The following is an 18,291-nucleotide window of genomic DNA, read 5'->3' on the forward strand; positions in this document are numbered from 1 at the left end:
CCACGCCGACCGCGCCGAACACTCCGCTACTCGATCACTCGACCCCGACGACTCGGACGACTTTCTTGGGGGAGCCCATGGACCAGGCGCCTGGCAGCCGGCAGGACGACGCGCAGAGCGGCCTGCCCGGCTGCTACCGGCACCCCGACCGGGAGACCGGCATTCGCTGCACCCGCTGCGAGCGCCCGATCTGCCCCGAGTGCATGGTCAGCGCCTCGGTCGGATTCCAGTGCCCCACCTGCGTCCGCGAGGGCTCCGGTACGGGGCACGCGCCCAGTGCCTCCCAGCCCCGCACGCTGGCGGGGGGCGTGGTGAGCGCGGATCCCCACCTGGTCACCAAGATCCTCATCGGTCTCAATCTCGCGGCGTTCCTGGTCCAGCAGGCCGTCGGCGACAGCTTCACCGACCGGTTCGACCTGATCGGCCGCGCGATCATGCCGTACGGCGGAGTGCATGGCGTGGCCGAAGGCCAGTGGTACCGGCTGCTGACCGCGATGTTCCTGCACGGCGGCTATGTCCACATTTTGTTCAACGCGCTCAGCATCTGGTGGATCGGCGGCCCCCTCGAGGCGGCTCTGGGCCGGGCCCGTTACCTCGCGCTGTATCTGGTCTCCGGTCTGGCCGGCAGCGCGCTGACCTATCTGATCGCCGAGCCCAACCAACCTTCGCTCGGCGCCTCCGGGGCCGTCTACGGGCTGCTCGGCGCGCTGATCGTGCTGGTGCGGCGCCAGCGCTACGACATGCGGCCGATCATCGCCCTGATGGTGATCAACCTGGTCATCACGTTCGGCTGGAGCGGCATCGCCTGGCAGGCGCATGTCGGTGGCCTGATCGCCGGTGTGGTGATCGGTATCGGCATGGTTCACGCCCCCCGCCGACGTCGGGCCCTCGTCCAGTTCGGGGTCTGCGCGTCGATGCTGGTGATCGTCGTCGTGGTGACGCTCCTGAGGACCGTCCAGCTCACCTGAGCGCACTGTTGTCCACAGTCTGTGGCGAATCTTGTGCACAACGTGCGGAGACAGCGACGCCCCCTGCCGCCGGTCTGCTTTTCCGCAGGTCAGGCAGGGGGCGAACACGTTTTCGAGTGAGGGTGACAGCCGGTAGTTAGGTCACACCGGCGTCAACCTCCAGTGAGTTATCCACAGATCGTCTTTCTTTTCCCCATGTGGAAAACCGCTGTGGATAACTCAGGGGATAGTCCTGGGCAGAGCTGCTCGCCCCACCCTGCTCCCCGCTGGCGCGACCGCTACTTCCACTGCGTGGAGACGCCGAACCCGGCCGCGATGAACCCGAAGCCCACGACGATGTTCCAGTTGTCCAGCTTGTCGATGGGCAGCGAGCCGTCCGTCACGTAGAAGACCACGATCCAGGCGAGGCCGATGAGGAACATGGCCAGCATGACCGGCGCGACCCAGGCACGGCTGTTCAGCTTGATGGCGGTCGCCTGCTTCGCCGGGGGCGGCGTGTAGTCGGCCTTCTTGCGGATACGTGACTTCGGCACGAGGGTCTCTCCTGTCGATGCGCTGCGTGGCCGCGCAGGTGCTGGATCGGGCTCGGGGGCTGTGTCTAGGGGACTGAAGGGCTCCCCCGGGCGTCCGTTAGCGTAGTGCTTCTACGGCGCCGAAGGAGATAAGGGTACGTTGAGCAATTCTGCCGACTCCCCCGGGACAGGTACAACGGGTTCCGCCCCCGAGTCCGCCGGCGGCCCCTCCTCCGCCTCCGACCGCCGGGGCGGTTTCCGTCCCGTGCGGGTGCTCACCGTGGGTGTCTTCGCCCTCGCCGGACTGCTCTTCTTCACCAGTTTCAACACGGCCAAGGGCACCAACATCCGCACGGACGCCTCCCTGCTGAAGCTCTCGGACCTGATCCAGGAGCGCAGCGAGAAGAACGGCGAGCTGGACGAGACGAACGGGGCCCTGCGCGACGACGTGGAGTCGCTGGCCGAGGCCGACGACGGCAGCACCCGGGCCCAGGACGACAAGCTCGCCGGACTGGAGAAGGACGCCGGGACCCAGAAGGTCAAGGGCAAGGCCATCACCGTCACCCTCAACGACGCCCCGCCGAACGCCACCGCCAAGCTCCCCGGCTACCCGGAACCCCAGCCCGACTACCTGGTCATCCACCAGCAGGACCTCCAGGCCGTGGTGAACGCGCTCTGGCAGGGCGGTGCCCAGGGCATCAAGGTCATGGACCAGCGGCTGATCTCCACCAGCGCCGTGCGCTGCGTCGGCAACACCCTGATCCTCCAGGGCCGCGTCTACTCACCGCCGTACAAGATCCAGGCGGTCGGTGACCCGGAGAAGCTTCAGCAGGCGCTCGCCGAAGCCCCGGCGATCCAGAACTACATGGTCTACGTGAACGTCTACGGCCTCGGCTGGAAAGTCACCGAGGACGGGACGGTGACTCTGCCCGGCTACTCGGGCACAGTGGATCTGCACTACGCCAAGCCTGTGGAGTAGTGGAGCAGCGGCCGCCGGGGGGCGCCTGTGTCGGTGCGGGTGATCGTCAGGACGTTCAGCGAGCTGTGCATCACCGCCGGCACCGTCATCGTCCTCTTCGTCGTCTACGTGCTCTTCTGGACGGGAGTGCGGGCCGACCGCGAGATGGGCGACCAGATCGACGACCTCCACGACCAGTGGGCACAGGGGACCGCCGCCGCCCCCAGCCCCGGTGCGAGCACCACCGCGACGCCGGCGCCGTACCGCAGCGGTAGGCCCTTCGCGGTGATGTACATCCCACGCCTTGGTTTCACGTGGAACAAGCCGGTGCTCGAAGGGACGGCGACCGGCACCCTGAAGAAGGGGCTGGGGCACTACGCGGGCAGCGCCCGGCTCGGGCAGACCGGGAACTTCTCCGTCGCGGGGCACCGCCGTACCTATGGCGATCCGTTCAAGGACTTTCCCCAGATCAGACGGGGTGACGCGGTGGTCCTGACGGACGGGACGACCTGGTTCACCTATCGCGTCGACAAAGGGCCTTACAAAACCGTGCCCTCCGACGTCGAGGTGATCGACGCTGTGCCACGTAAGTCCGGGTACACGCGTCCGGGCCGGTACCTGACGTTGACCACGTGCGATCCGGAATGGGGGCACAGTCACCGGCTGATCGTCTGGGCGCACCTCGACTCCACACAGCCCGTGGAGGCAGGCGAACCGAAGGCCCTGCGCCGTTAGTCTGGTGGCGTACGGCGTGAGTCAGGTGCCGTGATGCGACGGAAGGGACGGCATGTACGGCTGGATCTGGCGGCATCTGCCGGGAAACGCGTGGGTCAAGGCGCTGATCTCGATCATGCTGGTCGTGGCCGTGGTGTACGCGCTGTTCCAGTACGTCTTCCCGTGGGCCGAACCGCTGCTTCCCTTCAACGATGTGACGGTGGACAACCAGTGAGCGCGCGCATCCTTGTCGTCGACAACTACGACAGCTTCGTCTTCAACCTGGTCCAGTACCTGTACCAGCTGGGCGCCGAGTGCGAGGTCCTGCGCAACGACGAGGTCTCCACGGCCCACGCGCAGGACGGCTTCGACGGTGTGCTGCTCTCCCCCGGGCCGGGAACGCCCGAGGAGGCCGGGGTCTGCGTCGAGATGGTCCGGCACTGCGCAGCCACCGGTGTCCCCGTCTTCGGCGTCTGCCTGGGCATGCAGTCGATGCAGGTGGCGTACGGCGGTGTCGTGGACCGGGCGCCGGAGCTGCTGCACGGCAAGACCTCGTCGGTGGAGCACGGGGGCAGGGGCGTGTTCGCCGGCCTGCCGACCCCCTTCACCGCGACCCGCTACCACTCGCTGGCCGCCGAGCCGGCGACGGTCCCGGCCGAACTCGAGGTCACGGCCCGTACCCACGACGGGATCATCATGGGCCTGCGCCACCGTGAACTGCCCGTCGAGGGCGTCCAGTTCCACCCCGAGTCGGTGCTGACCGAGCACGGGCACCGGATGCTGGCCAACTGGCTGGTGGAGTGCGGCGACCAGGGCGCGGTGGCGAGGTCGGCGGGGCTCGCCCCGGTGGTGGGCAGGGCCACGGCGTGACCGCGCTGCGCCCCGAGCGCGAGGACTCGTACGGCACGGCGCCGTACGAGTCGTTCGGCGGTGACGCTCACGGAGCCGGCCGTCCCTACGGCGGGGAGCCGTACCGGCAGCCGGTCGACGAGGAGACGGTGGCGCTGCGGATACCGCCGTCGTCCGCGTTCGGTCGGGGCTCCATACCCGCTTCTGGCGCCTCGGCGGCCTCTCCCGCCCCTGGAACCCCGGCAGGCGGTCGAGCGGCCCGCAGAAAGGCCGCCAAGGGCCGTCGTGGGCGTCACGGGGGCCCGGGCGAGGTATCCGAGTCGTACAACGGGGCCGACGCGCCGCCGCGGGACGGGCGGCCGCTGTCCCGCGTCGAGGCGCGCCGTCGGCAGCGGGCCCGTAAGCCGAGCGCCGCCGTGGTCGTGAGCCGGGCGGTCGGCGAGGTGTTCATCACCACGGGCGTGCTGATGCTGCTGTTCGTCACCTACCAGCTGTGGTGGACGAACGTGCGGGCGCACGCGCAGGCCGACAAGGAGACCAGCAGCCTCCAGGACGACTGGGCGAGCGGCAAGGGCGCCCCCGGGGTGTTCTCGCCGGGGCAGGGCTTCGCCATCCTGCACATCCCGAGGCTGGACGTGGTGGTGCCCATCGCCGAGGGCATCAGCAACAAGAAGGTGCTCGACAAGGGCATGGTCGGTCACTACGGCGAGAGCCCGCTGAAGACGGCGATGCCCGACGCGAAGACCGGCAACTTCGGGCTCGCGGGCCACCGCAACACGCACGGTGAGCCGTTCCGCTACATCAACAGGCTCCAGGCGGGCGACGACATCGTCGTCGAGACGCAGGACGAGTACTTCGTCTACAAGATGACCTCCTCGCTTCCGGTGACCGCGCCCAGCAACACGAGCGTCCTCGACGCCGTGCCGCCGCAGTCCGGGTTCACCGGACCGGGCCGGTACATCACCCTCACCACCTGCACCCCGGAGTTCACCAGCAAGTACCGCTTGATCGTCTGGGGCAAGATGGTCGAGGAACGGCCGCGCAGCAAGGGAAAGCCGGATGCGCTCGTCGAGTAGGCGTGCAGTCGAGTAGGGGCAGATGAACGTGGCAGCGACCACCGGCGACACCGAGCACGAAGAGCACGCGCGCGTGGACGCGTCCGATCCCGCGCCGCGCCGCCGCGGAGGCGGCCGGATCGCGTTCGCCGTCAGTGTCTTCGGCGAACTCCTCATCACGGCGGGCCTGGTGCTGGGCCTGTTCGTCGTCTACTCCCTGTGGTGGACGAACGTCGTGGCCGACCGGCACGCGGACCGGCAGGGCGACAAGGTGCGCGACAACTGGGCCCAGCAGAAAGGCGGTCCCGGGGCGCTCGACACCAAGGACGGCATCGGCTTCCTGCACGTGCCCGCCATGAACAACGGCGAGGTGCTGGTCGAGAAGGGCACCTCGTCGAAGATCCTCAACGACGGCGTCGCCGGCTACTACACCGACCCGTTCAAGGCCGCGCTCCCGACGAGCGGCAAGGAGGGCAACTTCACGCTCGCCGCCCACCGCGACGGCCACGGCGCGAAGTTCCACAACATCGACAAGCTGGAGAAGGGCGACCCGATCGTCTTCGAGACGAAGGACGACTGGTACGTCTACAAGGTGTACGCCGTCCTCCCCGAGACCTCGAAGTACAACGTCGAGGTCCTCGGCCCGATCCCCGAGGAGTCCGGCAAGAAGAAGGCCGGCCACTACATCACCCTGACGACCTGCACGCCGGTGTACACGAGCCGGTACCGGTACGTGGTGTGGGGGGAGTTGGAGCGGGTGGAGAAGGTGGACGCGGACCGGACCCCGCCGAAGGAACTGAGCTAGACCGCGGGGCCCGCGGCCGGCGGGCACCCGGCGCGCGGCACCCGGCCGACGGGCACCCGGCGCGCACAGCACACAAGGGCGTGGGCCCCACCGGATACGTCCGGTGGGGCCCACGCCCTTCGCTCTGTGCGGTCGGCTCTTCGTTCTGTGCGGTCAACCGCTGGTGCCGCCGAAGAAGTTGATGCCGCCGTTGTTGCCGCCGTTGTTGTTGTCACCGTTCTTGACGGCGATCAGGTTGACCGTCTGCCCCTTGTTGACGGTGCTTCCGGGGGCCGGGTCCGAGCTGACCACCTGGGCGTCGTCGTCCGAGTTGCCGGCGATGTTCCCGACGGTCAGACCCGCGTTCTGGAGCGCCTGCTTGGCGTCCTTCACGGTCATGCCCTGGAGGTTGGCCGGGACCTGGGTCTGGCTGCTCTTGCCGATCTGGATCTGGACCGTGGAGCCCTTGTCGGCCTGGGAGCCGATGGACGGGACGGTCTGGATGACCTTGCCGACCTGGTTCTGGTCCTGGGTGTCGACCTCGACGCAGTTGCCCTTGAGGTCGTTCTGCTCCATCTGCGCCTTGGCGTCGTCGCAGCTCTTGTTGGAGACGTCCGGGACGGTGGCCTTCTCCTCGGCCTTGGCGATGGTGAGGGTGATGGTGGTCCCCTTCTCCACCTCCTTGCCGAGCTTCAGGCTCTGCTCCAGGACGGTGCCCTCCTGCTCGGTGGACACCTGCGTCTTGGTCTCGACGACGAGCCCGTACTGGTCGCCCTCCAGGAGCGCCTTGGCGTCCTCGAGGCTCTTGCCGAGAACACTCGGCACCGCCACCTTCGGCGCCCCGGTCGACACGACGAGGTTGACGGTGGAGTCCTTGTCGACCTTGGTCGCGGCGTCGGGGTCCTGGTCGCAGATCTTGCCCTTGCTCTGGTCCGCGCAGGGCTTCTCGGTGACCGTTCCGAGCTTGAGGTCGCTGTTGGTCAGCTGTTTCTCGGCGTCGGCCCGGACCTGGCCGACCAGGTTGGGCACCGCCACCGACTCGTTGTTCACGCCGCCGCTGAACACCCACTTGCCGATCAGCACCGCGCCGACGAGCACCAGCACCGCGGCGACGACCAGCAGGATCGTCGAGGCATTGGACTTCTTCTGGCGGCGCCGGTCGGGACGGTCGTCGTAGCCGTAGCCGCCGTCGTCCGGGTTCATCGGCGGCAGCATCGAGGTGGCCCCGGCGTCCGTGGAGCGCAGGGCCGTGGTCGCCTGGTCGTCGCCGTAGCCGCCGTAACCGACCGAGCCCATGGCCGCCGTCGCGCCGACCGGCTGGCCGTCGAGGCAGGCCTCGATGTCCAGGCGCATCTCGTCGGCGGACTGGTAGCGGTAGTTCGGGTCCTTGACCAGCGCCTTCAGGACGATGGCGTCCATCTCGGGGGTGATCTCGGGGTCGAAGACGCTCGGGGGCTGCGGCTCCTCGCGGACGTGCTGGTAGGCCACGGCGACCGGGGAGTCCCCGACGAACGGCGGGCGCACCGTCAGCAGCTCGTAGAGCAGGCAGCCCGACGAGTACAGGTCGGAGCGCGCGTCGACCTGCTCGCCCTTGGCCTGCTCCGGCGAGAGGTACTGGGCCGTGCCGATGACCGCCGACGTCTGGGTCATCGTCATCCCGGAGTCGCCCATCGCGCGGGCGATGCCGAAGTCCATGACCTTGACCTGGCCGTTGCGCGTCAGCATGACGTTCGCGGGCTTGATGTCGCGGTGGACGATGCCGGCCCGGTGCGAGTACTCCAGGGCCTGGAGGATGCCGATGGTCATCTCCAGCGTCCGCTCCGGCAGCAGCTTGCGGCCGGAGTGGAGCAGCTCACGGAGCGTGGAGCCGTCGACGTACTCCATGACGATGTACGGGATCGAGACCCCGTCGATGTAGTCCTCGCCCGTGTCGTAGACCGCGACGATCGCGGGGTGGTTGAGCGAGGCGGCAGACTGGGCCTCCCGGCGGAACCGGGCCTGGAAGGAAGGGTCGCGCGCGAGGTCCGCGCGCAGCGTCTTCACCGCCACGGTGCGGCCGAGACGGGTGTCATGCGCGAGATAGACCTCCGCCATGCCACCACGACCGAGCACGTGGCCCAGCTCGTACCGGCCGCCGAGGCGACGCGGCTCTTCCATAGCTACCTACCAGCCCTCTCCGTCGGTCCCGACCGGCACACGTGTGCGGCCGGAGGCTGCCGTCCGGGCATACCGTACCCGGACGGCGCTGTGTGACCTGGCCAAGCCCGTCACCCGATACAGGACCGGTATCGCAACGTGCACCGATGTGTAGGCGACGTGATGGGGGTCACTTCTTGCTGTCGATGACCGCCTTCATCACGTTCCTGGCGATCGGGCCGGCCAGACCGCCACCGGTGATGTCGCCGCGGTCGGCGGCGCCGTCCTCGACGACGACGGCGACGGCCACCGGGGCGCTGCCGTCGGACAGCTTCGCGTACGAGATGAACCAGGCGTACGGCTTCTCTTTGTTGTTGAGGCCGTGCTGGGCGGTGCCGGTCTTGCCGCCGACGGTGACGCCGTCGATCTTGGCCTTGCCGCCGGTGCCCTGCGGGTCGTTGACGACGGTCTCCATCATTTCCTGGAGGGCCTGCGCGGTCTTGGACGAGACGGCCTGGGACAGCTGCTGGGGCTCGGTCGTCTCCAGGGTGTCCAGGTTGGGGGCCTTGAGCTGGTCGACCATGTACGGCTTCATCAGCTTGCCGTCGTTGGCGACCGCCGAGGCGACCATGGCCATCTGGAGCGGGGTGGCGCGGTTGGAGCCCTGGCCGATGCCGTCCAGGGAGTTCTGCGGCCGGTTGTCCTCGGGGTAGATCGACTCGGCGGCGCGCACCGGGGTGTCCAGCTCGGCCTCGTTGAAGCCGAACTTCCCGGCCTGCTCGATCATCTTCTCGTTGCCGACGTTGTCGGCCATCTTCGCGAAGACGGTGTTGCAGGACACCATGAGCGCGTAGCGCAGCGTGGCGTCCTCGCAGGTGCCGTGCTCGTTGGTGAGCTTGCTCGAGGACTGCGGCAGCGGGAACGGGTCAGGCGTGTCGGTCTTCTCGTCGATGCCGGAGACCTCGCCGTTCTCCAGCGCGGCGGCGGCCGTGACCACCTTGAACGTGGAGCCGGGCGGGTAGGTCTCGCGCAGCGCGCGGTTGAGCATCGGGTCGTCGGCGTCGTTCTTCTTCTGGACGGCGTTCCACGCCTCCTGGTCCGTGTCGGAGGACCCGGCGAACTTCGACGGGTCGTACGACGGGGTGGAGACCAGCGCCAGGATCTTGCCGGTGGACGGCTCGATCGCGGCGACCGCGCCCTTCTTGTCGCCCAGGCCCTTGTACGCGGCCTTCTGCGCGGCGGCGTTGAGGGTGGTGACGACGCTGCCGCCCTCCTTCTCCTTGCCCGTGATCATGTCCAGGGTGTTGCGGAAGAAGAGCCGGTCGTCGTTGCCGCTGAGGATGCCGTCCTCGAGCTTCTCCAGCTGGTTGGCGCCGAACGCCTGCGACGAGTACCCGGTGACCGGCGCCCACATCGCGCCGTTCGACCAGGTGCGCTTGTACTTGTAGTCGCCGGTGGTCTCCACCGAGCCGGTGATGGCCTTGCCCTCGACGATGATGTCGCCGCGCGGGGTGGAGTAGCGCGTGATGTTGACGCGGCGGTTCTTGGTGTCGCTGGCGAGGCTGTCCGCCTTGACGTACTGGAGGTAGTTGTCCCGCAGGAGCAGGGTGAGGACCAGGAGGCCGCAGAAGATCGCGATCCGGCGCAGGGGCTTGTTCATGACGGGCGGACCACCTGGGTCATCTCGGCGTCGGGGTTCGAGGCGGGGGCGGGCGCGGGGCGGCGCGCGGTGTCGCTGATACGGATCAGGATGCCGATCAGCGCCCAGTTGGCGATGACGGAGGAACCGCCGTAGGCCAGGAAGGGCATCGTCATACCGGTCAGCGGGATGAGGCCCATCACACCGCCGGCGACGACGAACACCTGGAGGGCGAAGGCGCCGGAGAGGCCGATGGCCAGCAGCTTGCCGAACGGGTCGCGGGCGGCCAGCGCGGTGCGCACACCGCGCTCGACGATCAGGCCGTACAGCAGCAGCAGCGCCATGATGCCGGCCAGGCCGAGCTCCTCGCCGAAGGTGGCGAGGATGAAGTCGGAGTTGGCGGCGAACTTGATCAGCTCGGAGTGGCCCTGACCCCAGCCGGTGCCGAGGGTGCCGCCGGAGCCGAACGCCCACAGGGCCTGCATGGCCTGCTCGGAGTGGCCGGCCACGCCTTCCTGGGAGAGCGTGTACTCCTTCATCGGGTCGAGCCAGGCCTGGACACGCTGCTGGACGTGGCTCTCGAACTGCGCCACGCCGACCGCGCCGGCCGCCGACATCAGCATGCCGAAGACGATCCAGCTGGTCCGCTCGGTGGCGACGTACAGCATGATGACGAACATTCCGAAGAACAGCAGCGAGGTGCCGAGGTCCGTCTCGAAGACCAGGATCAGGATCGAGATGATCCAGACGACGATGATCGGGCCGAGGTCGCGGCCGCGCGGCAGGTACAGGCCGAGGACGCGGCGGCTGGCCAGGGCGAGCGCGTCGCGCTTCACCATCAGGTAGCCGGCGAAGAAGATCGCCAGCACGATCTTGGCGAACTCACCGGGCTGGATGGAGAAACCGGCCACCGAGATCCAGATCTTGGCGCCGTAGATGTTCTGGCCGAGACCCGGCACGAGCGGCAGCAGCAGCAGGAAGATCGCGCCGACCATGGAGATGTAGGTGTAGCGCTGGAGGACGCGGTGGTCCTTCAGGAAGACCAGCACCACGACGAACAGCGCGATGCCCATCGCCGTGTACAGCAGCTGGCGCGGCGCGGCGGTACCGGCCTGTTCGATCCGCTGGAGCAGCTTTGACTGGTCGAGCCGCCAGATGGCGACGAGTCCCAGGCCGTTCAGCAGCGTGGCCACCGGCAGCAGCAGCGGGTCCGCGTACGGCGCGAACTTGCGCACGACGAGGTGCGCGACGCCGGCCAGCAGGCCGAGGCCGAGGCCGTAGCTCAGGAGGCCGGACGGCACCTGCTCGTTGATGGCGAGGCCCACGTTGGCGTAGGCGAAGACCGGGATCACGACGGCGAACACCAGGAGCGCGAGCTCGGTGTTGCGCCGGCTCGGGGTGCCGATCGAGCCGATCGTGGACGTGTGGTGCGTCGGCGAGTTGGTAGTACTGCTCATCGTGTGACGGGGCCTCTCACGGCTTGCCTACTGCTCACCGCACCGCGAGACGACCTTCTGCTCTTCCTCCGAAAGGCTGGGGCCGGGGGTGGGAGTAGTGGTCGCGGGTGCGGACGGGGACGCGGTTGCCGAGGGGCTCGGCGATGCCTTGGACGTGACGGAGGCGGGCGTGGTTCCCGTGCTGCCGCCGGTCTGGCCCTCGCCGGTCTTCGAACCGGTCTTGCTCGCCGTGGGGGTCTCGGCGTGCTTCTTGCATGCGGAGGCCTGGACGGCCAGTTCGTCGATCTTCTTCTGGGCGGCGGACAGGTCGCCCTCGGCGATCGTCGCCTCGACCAGCTTCTGCTGGTAGTCCGGGAGGTACTTGAGTTCGATCTCGGGGTGGTCCTTCTCCACCTTCGACAGCGAAACCCAGGCCAGGTCCTGGCTGATGCCGCGGTACAGCGCGACGTGCTCGTCCTTGGTGCCGACGTAGTACTGCGTCTGCGTCCAGCGCCAGCCGCCGTACAGGCCGCCGCCGATCACGGCGAGCGCGAGCACGCTGTAGAAGGATCTCTTCAGCCACTTACGGCCCTTGCGCGGCTTGACGAAGTCGTCGTCGGTGTAGTCGCCGAAGCCGTCGGTGGGGATGAAACCGGTGATGTCGCCGCCGGAGCCGGGCGGGCCGAACTCGCCGCCCCCGCCGCGTCCTTGCTGCCGGCGGCCGAGGCCCGAGGCGCGTCCCGCCGGGGTCTGCATGATGCCGTTGTCGTGCAGCTGGAGCTGGTTCTCGGCGACCGCGCCGACCACGACCGGGGTGTCGGACAGCTGCCCGGCGAGGGTGTCGCCGGTGTCCAGGTCGAGGACGTCGGCGACGATGACCGTGATGTTGTCGGGGCCGCCGCCGCGCAGCGCGAGCTGGATCAGCTCCTGCACGGTCTCCTGCGGGCCCTGGTAGCTGGCGAGGGTGTCCTCGAGCGTCTGGTGGGAGACGACGCCGGACAGGCCGTCGGAGCAGATCAGGTAGCGGTCGCCGGCCCGCACCTCGCGGATCGACAGATCCGGCTCGACATGCTCACCACTGCCCAACGCCCGCATCAGCAGCGACCGTTGGGGGTGGGTGGTGGCCTCTTCCTCGGTGATGCGGCCCTCGTCGACGAGGCGCTGCACCCAGGTGTGGTCCTGGGTGATCTGGGTCAGGACGCCGTCGCGCAGCAGATACGCGCGCGAGTCGCCGACATGCACGAGTCCGAGGCGCTGGCCGGTCCACAGCAGGGCGGTCAGGGTGGTCCCCATGCCCTCGAGCTGGGGGTCCTCCTCGACCAGCGAGCGCAGCTGGTCGTTGGCGCGCTGGACGGCGGTACCGAGCGAGGTGAGGACATCGGAGCCGGGTACGTCGTCGTCGAGCGCGACGATGGTGGAGATCGCCTCGGAGGAGGCGACCTCACCGGCGGCGGCGCCGCCCATGCCGTCGGCGATGGCGAGCAGCCGGGGCCCGGCGTAACCGGAGTCCTCGTTGCCCTCCCGGATCATGCCCTTGTGCGATCCGGCGGCGAAACGCAGTGACAGGCTCATGCGCACCTCGCCCGTCGGCCCCGGGTACAGCCGGTCGTGTCGAGCCACACTGCCCACCCTCCGGTCGGGAGCACTCCGGGGCCATGGGTGCCGGCCGCCGCCGCGTGCTCGCTCCGCTCGCACTCAGTCATGATGTAGCACTACTTCCGCAGCTCGATGACGGTCTTGCCGATACGGATCGGCGCACCCAGCGGGATCGGTGTGGGAGTCGTCAGCCGCGATCGGTCGAGGTACGTGCCGTTGGTGGAGCCCAGGTCCTCGACGATCCACTGGCCGTCGCGGTCCGGGTAGATCCTGGCATGGCGGCTGGAGGCGTAGTCGTCGTCCAGCACGATCGTGCTGTCGTGCGCCCGGCCCAGACTGATGGTCTGGCCCTGGAGCGCGACGGTCGTGCCGGTGAGGGTGCCCTCGGACACGACCAGCTTGGTAGGTGCGTTACGACGCGTGCGGCCGGCGGCGGGCTGCTGGCGCTGCTGCGGGGGCGCCTGCTGGCGCTGTGCCTGCTGCGCCCGCCCTGCCTCCCGGCGCGAACCGCGCTGGGTGACACGCGTACCGAAGAGGTCGCTGCGGATGACCTGCACGGCCACGATGACGAACAGCCACAGTACGGCCAGAAAACCCAGCCGCATGACCGTGAGGGTCAGCTCTGACATTGCCCCCGCTTCACCCTTCGGCTTGCCGGTAAATGATGGTGGTGCTGCCCACGACGATCCGCGAGCCGTCGCGGAGCGTAGCGCGGGTGGTGTGCTGCCCGTCCACCACGATGCCGTTGGTGGAGCCGAGATCCTGGATCGTCGAGGGCGAACCGGTGCGGATCTCACAGTGTCGGCGGGAGACGCCGGGGTCGTCGATCCGTACGTCGGCCTCGGTGCTGCGGCCCATCACCAGCGTCCCGCGGGAGATCTGGTGACGGGTGCCGTTGATCTCGATCCAGTGCCGGGCGCGTGATCCGGGCTGCGGGGCCCCGGCCAGGCCGCCGGCCGCCGCACCGGGACGCTGGGCGCCTCCGGCCGGCGGGTAGCCGTAGCCGCCGGCGCGGGCGCCGGGCGGCGGAGCGGAGGGCATGGGCGGAGCGGCGGCGGCCCCGGGGTAGCCGGGCCCGCCCGGTCCGCCGGGACGCTGTCGGCCGCCCGCGGGCGGCTGCTCCGGCGCCTGGCTGGTGGAGGAGGCGAGCGTACGGCTGCGCACCCGGTACAGACCGGTGTCGAGGTCGTCCGCCTTCTCCAGGTTGACCTTGATGGGGCCCATGAAGGTGTAGCGCTGCTGCTTGGCGTAGTCGCGGACCATTCCGGCGAGCTCGTCGCCGAGCTGGCCGGAGTAGGGGCTGAGCCGCTCGTAGTCCGGCGTGCTCAGTTCCACGATGAAGTCATTGGGGACGACGGTCCGGTCCCGGTTCCAGATGGTCGCGTTGTTGTCGCACTCGCGCTGGAGCGCGCCGGCGATCTCCACGGGCTGGACCTCGGACTTGAACACCTTCGCGAAGGTGCCGTTGACCAGACCCTCGAGACGCTGCTCGAACTTCTTCAGGACTCCCATGGGGCACCTCCTCCGTAGTGGCTGCTGTCCCGTGCCGTGCTGCCTACCTGGTACTGCTTACTGATCGTATCCACGCGCCGGTGAATCGGCTGGTTCCCCCTGTCGGCCCCGTCGACGGGTGTCGACGCCCTCTTGCGCACCTGCTTCTGCCCAGGATCGTAGAGGCGGCCGAGGACCAGTGTCCCGCACCTGACTGTGGTCCTTGTCCGGCTCCCGGGGAGACGGCCGCCTTAGGTACGAGGTTGATACGTGAACCAGTCACCGCCGAGACGTACGGGGGCCGCCGATGGCCTCCCACCTGCTCCCTGCCCCCGCAGAAGGGATGTGAACGCACCCTGGCCCGCGTGCTAATGTTCTGCGTGTCGGAAGGCGCCAGGCCGAAAAGCCCAGAAGCCCGAAGACGCACCCAATGCGCGGGTGGCGGAATAGGCAGACGCGCTGGATTCAGGTTCCAGTGCCCGCAAGGGCGTGGGGGTTCAACTCCCCCCTCGCGCACAAACCGATAGCCCCGCAGGTCTCAGACCTGCGGGGCTATCGCATGTCCTGGGGCTTTCGCGTGACCTGGGGGCTTTGGCGTGATCAGAGGCGGGCTGTCCGGCGCGGGTGAGTCCCGGTCGGAGCCCCGGGCCAGTCCCATCCGGGTCTCATCCGGGTCCGAGCCGAGTCCGATACGGGTCCGATCCGGGTCCCGGGTCGAGTTCGGGCCACGGTTGCTCACCGTGTGTGAGGAACATCTCAGGCCGGTGACCGGCGTCGAACCGGTGCGGGTGGCCGGGTCCTCTGCGGCCGCCGTTCGTCCCTGGTGCGGTGTGTGGGGGTGTTTGGGATCGGAGGGTGTGTTTCACGTGAAACATGCCAGCCGCCCCGGAGTCGTTGCCATGGATCCTCCGCCGGAGAGCCGTTGTCCAGGGTGGGGGCGTGCCCACGGGTGTCCCAGGAGCCCGAGCGAGGGGTTTTCCACAGGCGGGAGGTTGTCCACAGGGGCTGCCGCCGTGTCGTTGTCGGGCGGTACGGTCGGCACGGGTTGAAGATCGGCTCGTCGAGAGCCGACGGACGTACGTGTGCGGGGGAGGCGGTCCAGGATGACCGAGGCCGGTGGTGCGAGGACGGAGACGGGTGGGTCGCGCAGGCTTCCCCGCGTGCGGGGCTTCGCCGAGTGGCCCGCCGTGCGGCCCACCGCGGACCCGGAGTCGACCCCCCGGTCGGCCTCGGACACGGGAGCGGGCGCCTGGTCGCCGAAGGCGGAGGGCAAGGCGCTGCGCGGCCGGGTGCCGCGTTCGGCACATGCCGCGTTCGACCTGGACCCCTCCCGGCCGGACGCGGTGGCGGCGGTCGAGGAGTCCAGCCGGGGCCGCATCCCGGAGCTGGCCCCGATCCGCGTCGGCCGGATGGCGGCGACGCCCTTCGCGTTCCTGCGCGGCTCGGCCGGACTCATGGGGTACGACCTGGCCCGCAGTGCCATGACCGGCATCCGTGCCCAGATCTGCGGCGACGCCCATGCCGCGAACTTCGGTCTGTACGGCGACGCGCGGGGCGGCCTGGTCATCGACCTGAACGACTTCGACGAGACCGTCGACGGCCCCTGGGAGTGGGACCTCAAGCGCCTGGCGACCTCTCTGGTGCTCGCGGGCCGTGAGTCCGGAGCGGACGAGGAGGCCTGCCGCAGGGCCGCGCACGGCGCGGCCGGCTCCTACCGCCGCACCATGCGTCTCCTGGCGAAGCTGCCGGTGCTGGACGCGTGGAACGCCATCGCCGACGAGGAACTGGTCTCCCACACCGACGCGCACGACCTGCTCGGCACCCTGGAGCGGGTCGCGGAGAAGGCGCGCGCCAACACCAGTGGACGGTTCGCGGCGAAGTCGACGGAGCCGACGCCGGACGGCGGCCGACGCTTCGTCGACGCGCCGCCGGTGCTGCGCCGCGTCCCGGACGCGGAGGCCCACGCGGTGGCCGCGTCCCTGGAGCACTACCTGACCACCCTGTCCGAGGACCGTCACCCGCTGCTGGCCCGCCACGCGGTGCACGACGTCGCCTTCCGCATCGTCGGTACGGGCAGCGTGGGGACGCGGTCGTACGTGGTGCTGCTGCTCGACCACCGGGGCGAGCCGCTGATCCTCCAGGTGAAGGAAGCCCGCCCCTCGGCCCTGGTCCCGCATCTGCTGACCGCCGGCTTCGAGGTGCCGAAGGCGGAGCACGAGGGTCGCCGGGTGGTCATCGGCCAGAAGCGCATGCAGGTCGTCAGCGACATCCTGCTGGGCTGGACCACGGTGAACGGACTCCCCTTCCAGGTACGGCAGTTCCGTAACCGCAAGGGCAGCGTCGACCCGGCCGCGCTGGCCGCCGACCAAGTCGACGACTACGGCCGGATGACCGGCGCGCTGCTCGCCCGCGCCCACTCCCACAGCGCCGATCCCCGTCTCATCGCCGGCTACTGCGGCAAGAACGAGGAACTCGACGAGGCGATCGCCGCCTTCGCCGTCGCCTACGCCGACCGCACCGAGGCGGACCACTCGGACCTGGTGGCCGCCGTACGGGCGGGACGGGTGCCGGCGGAGACGGGTGTGTGAGGCGCGGGACGGGGCGTCCGGAGCGGGGGAGCCGGAGCGCGGCCGAAGCGGGGTGGGAGCGGGACCGGAGCCCGGCCGGGGCGGCGCCGACGCCGACGCCGGGGCCGGGGCGGGGGAGCCCGGCAGGGAGCCTCTGCGGGGCGGTGGGCGGCACAGGGGGAGCCCGGCCAGGAAGGCCCTGCGGGACGGTGGGCGGGGCGGCGGCCGGGTGGGTTCGGGGGAGCGTTGGCCTAGGCTGGTCGGGTGACGACCCCCGAAGCTGAGCAGCCCCGGCCCGAGGCACGGCTGGAGCAGGCCGTGCGGGCCGCCGAGCAGGCGTTGATCGAGTTCGAGATCGCGGTGGAGACCTTCCGCGTCGAGGTCGAGAACTTCTCGCGGCTCCACCATCAAAAACTCGGCCCGATGTACGCCCGGCTCGACGAACTGGACGCCCAGATCGCCGAGGCCAGGGCGGCCCGTACCGGTGATCCCGAGGACGCGCGCAAGGCCGCCGAGGCGCGGGCCCGGGTGATGCCGATGCCCGGGGTCGAGGAGCTGTTCCACGGCTGGATGGACGGCGAAGGGCTGTTCCCCGAGGCCGAGGCGATGCTCACGGACCAGCCGGTCCGGCCCCCGCAGCGGGTGCGGCCCAGCGAGGAGGCCCGCAAGCTCTACCGCGAGCTGGCCCGCAAGGCGCATCCGGACCTGGCTCAGGAGGACGCCGAGCGGGCCCGGCGCGAGGAGTTCATCACCCGCGTCAACGCGGCCTACGCCCGTGGCGAGGAAGCGCTGCTGCGCGAGCTGGCCGAGGAGTGGGCGGCCGGTCCGGCGCCCGCGGAGCGCAGCCCGAGCCCGAGCGAGGAGCTCTACGCCCGGCTCGAGTGGCTCGCCCAGCGCAAGGAGATGCTCGCGCTGGTCGCCCGGGAACTGGAGGACGGCGCGATCGGCTCGATGCTCCGCATGGCTCCGGAGGACCCCGACCGGCTGCTGGACGAGATCGCCGACAAGCTTCTCGCGGACGTCGCCGCCCGCGAGGCGGAGCTGGCCGAGCTGGTGGGCCAGTAGCGGACCGATCGGGTCCTGGGCCGGGTCGGGTAGCGTCGGACGTATGAGTTTCGGAGCTGGTGTGTTCACGGTCGAGGTCGGCGACCTCAAGGACGACGACTTCCTGCTGGACGTCCGCGAGGACGACGAGTGGCAGGCGGGTCACGCCGAAGGGGCACTGCACATTCCCATCAGCGAATTCGTCGGCCGCTACGGTGAGCTGACCGAGGCGGCTCCGCAGGACGGCCGGGTCCACGTGATCTGCCGTTCCGGCGGTCGCTCGGCGCAGGTCACGATGTACCTGGTCCAGCAGGGCATCGACGCCGTGAACGTCGACGGCGGTATGCAGTTCTGGGCGGCCACGGGCCGCCCGGTCGTCACGGACGAGGGCAACCCGGGCGTCGTCCTGTAGGTCGACGACCCGGCACGTCGCCGGGTCGGACGGGCTTCGCCCTGCCGGGGGCCGGGGGCCGGGGGCCGGAGGGCCGGCGGTTGCGTCGGCGGGGCGGTCGGAACAGCCCCCGCGCGGGTGGGTGTCGGCC

General features: G+C 69.7%; 17 protein-coding genes and 1 tRNA gene. 11 read left to right on the forward strand and 7 right to left on the reverse strand.

The genetic code is table 11. The features are described from left to right. Positions 1-77 precede the first annotated feature (77 nt). Entirely contained in the window at positions 78-968 is an 891-nt protein-coding gene (locus AOQ37_RS14320) for a rhomboid family intramembrane serine protease (RefSeq protein WP_062644876.1), read from the forward strand. 278 nt (positions 969-1,246) lie between these two features. On the opposite strand, the gene crgA is transcribed toward AOQ37_RS14320, so the two are convergent. Then, positions 1,247-1,501, reverse strand: a complete 255-nt coding sequence (crgA, locus tag AOQ37_RS14325) for a cell division protein CrgA (protein WP_054242100.1) — start codon at positions 1,499-1,501, stop codon at positions 1,247-1,249. A 139-nt stretch (positions 1,502-1,640) separates the two neighbouring features. On the opposite strand from crgA, the gene AOQ37_RS14330 reads away from it, so the two are divergent. Genes AOQ37_RS14330 through AOQ37_RS14350 form a run of 6 tightly spaced genes read left to right on the forward strand, consistent with a single transcriptional unit; the run spans position 1,641 to position 5,861 of the window. Further along, positions 1,641-2,459, forward strand: coding sequence for a DUF881 domain-containing protein (locus AOQ37_RS14330; protein ID WP_078890177.1), 819 nt, complete (start codon positions 1,641-1,643; stop codon positions 2,457-2,459). 33 nt (positions 2,460-2,492) lie between these two features. Continuing rightward, positions 2,493-3,173, forward strand: coding sequence for a class E sortase (locus tag AOQ37_RS14335; protein WP_062645127.1), 681 nt, complete (start codon positions 2,493-2,495; stop codon positions 3,171-3,173). A 52-nt stretch (positions 3,174-3,225) separates the two neighbouring features. Beyond that, positions 3,226-3,387: a hypothetical protein gene (locus tag AOQ37_RS39795; RefSeq protein WP_020130626.1), complete on the forward strand. Its 162-nt coding sequence runs from the start codon at positions 3,226-3,228 to the stop codon at positions 3,385-3,387. After that, complete coding sequence (locus tag AOQ37_RS14340; protein WP_062644878.1) at positions 3,384-4,022, forward strand: aminodeoxychorismate/anthranilate synthase component II; 639 nt, start codon at positions 3,384-3,386, stop codon at positions 4,020-4,022. The genes AOQ37_RS39795 and AOQ37_RS14340 overlap by 4 nt, the downstream gene beginning before the upstream one ends. Continuing rightward, the gene (locus AOQ37_RS14345; protein WP_062644879.1) at positions 4,019-5,077 is read left to right on the forward strand and encodes a class E sortase; all 1,059 of its coding nucleotides are present in this window, start codon (positions 4,019-4,021) and stop codon (positions 5,075-5,077) included. Before AOQ37_RS14340 ends, AOQ37_RS14345 begins: the two co-directional genes overlap by 4 nt. A gap of 22 nt (positions 5,078-5,099) precedes the next feature. Continuing rightward, positions 5,100-5,861 carry a class E sortase gene (locus AOQ37_RS14350; protein ID WP_234436901.1) on the forward strand — a complete coding sequence of 254 codons (762 nt, stop codon included), beginning with the start codon at positions 5,100-5,102 and terminating at the stop codon, positions 5,859-5,861. Between the two features lie 153 nt (positions 5,862-6,014). Here the strand turns inward: AOQ37_RS14350 and pknB are convergent, their stop codons facing one another. From pknB to AOQ37_RS14380, 6 genes are all read right to left on the reverse strand, one after another. Beyond that, a complete protein-coding gene (pknB, locus tag AOQ37_RS14355) occupies positions 6,015-7,997 on the reverse strand; it encodes a Stk1 family PASTA domain-containing Ser/Thr kinase (RefSeq protein ID WP_062644880.1) in 1,983 nt (660 codons plus the stop codon). Positions 7,998-8,166: 169 nt separating this feature from the next. After that, positions 8,167-9,636, reverse strand: coding sequence for a peptidoglycan D,D-transpeptidase FtsI family protein (locus tag AOQ37_RS14360; protein WP_062644881.1), 1,470 nt, complete (start codon positions 9,634-9,636; stop codon positions 8,167-8,169). Next, positions 9,633-11,072, reverse strand: a complete 1,440-nt coding sequence (locus AOQ37_RS14365) for an FtsW/RodA/SpoVE family cell cycle protein (RefSeq protein ID WP_062644882.1) — start codon at positions 11,070-11,072, stop codon at positions 9,633-9,635. The genes AOQ37_RS14360 and AOQ37_RS14365 overlap by 4 nt, the downstream gene beginning before the upstream one ends. Before the next feature lie 27 nt (positions 11,073-11,099). After that, on the reverse strand, positions 11,100-12,671 hold the full coding sequence (locus AOQ37_RS14370) for a Stp1/IreP family PP2C-type Ser/Thr phosphatase (protein WP_062644883.1): 1,572 nt from the start codon (positions 12,669-12,671) through the stop codon (positions 11,100-11,102). Positions 12,672-12,763: 92 nt separating this feature from the next. Further along, positions 12,764-13,276: an FHA domain-containing protein FhaB/FipA gene (locus AOQ37_RS14375; protein WP_062644884.1), complete on the reverse strand. Its 513-nt coding sequence runs from the start codon at positions 13,274-13,276 to the stop codon at positions 12,764-12,766. A 10-nt stretch (positions 13,277-13,286) separates the two neighbouring features. Then, entirely contained in the window at positions 13,287-14,159 is an 873-nt protein-coding gene (locus AOQ37_RS14380) for an FHA domain-containing protein (protein ID WP_062644885.1), read from the reverse strand. A gap of 411 nt (positions 14,160-14,570) precedes the next feature. On the opposite strand from AOQ37_RS14380, the gene AOQ37_RS14385 reads away from it, so the two are divergent. The 4 genes from AOQ37_RS14385 to AOQ37_RS14400 all read left to right on the forward strand — a co-directional run bounded on the left by AOQ37_RS14385 (position 14,571) and on the right by AOQ37_RS14400 (position 18,161). Then, a tRNA-Leu gene (locus tag AOQ37_RS14385) sits at positions 14,571-14,654 on the forward strand. 587 nt (positions 14,655-15,241) lie between these two features. Then, entirely contained in the window at positions 15,242-16,726 is a 1,485-nt protein-coding gene (locus AOQ37_RS14390; RefSeq protein WP_062644886.1) for a DUF2252 domain-containing protein, read from the forward strand. 243 nt (positions 16,727-16,969) lie between these two features. Then, the gene (locus tag AOQ37_RS14395; RefSeq protein ID WP_062644887.1) at positions 16,970-17,770 is read left to right on the forward strand and encodes a J domain-containing protein; all 801 of its coding nucleotides are present in this window, start codon (positions 16,970-16,972) and stop codon (positions 17,768-17,770) included. A 61-nt stretch (positions 17,771-17,831) separates the two neighbouring features. Then, positions 17,832-18,161, forward strand: coding sequence for a rhodanese-like domain-containing protein (locus tag AOQ37_RS14400; RefSeq protein WP_062644888.1), 330 nt, complete (start codon positions 17,832-17,834; stop codon positions 18,159-18,161). Positions 18,162-18,291: the final 130 nt, after the last annotated feature.

This window comes from Streptomyces maremycinicus (assembly GCF_001184025.1).
Taxonomy (GTDB): Bacteria; Actinomycetota; Actinomycetes; order Streptomycetales; family Streptomycetaceae; genus Streptomyces; species Streptomyces maremycinicus.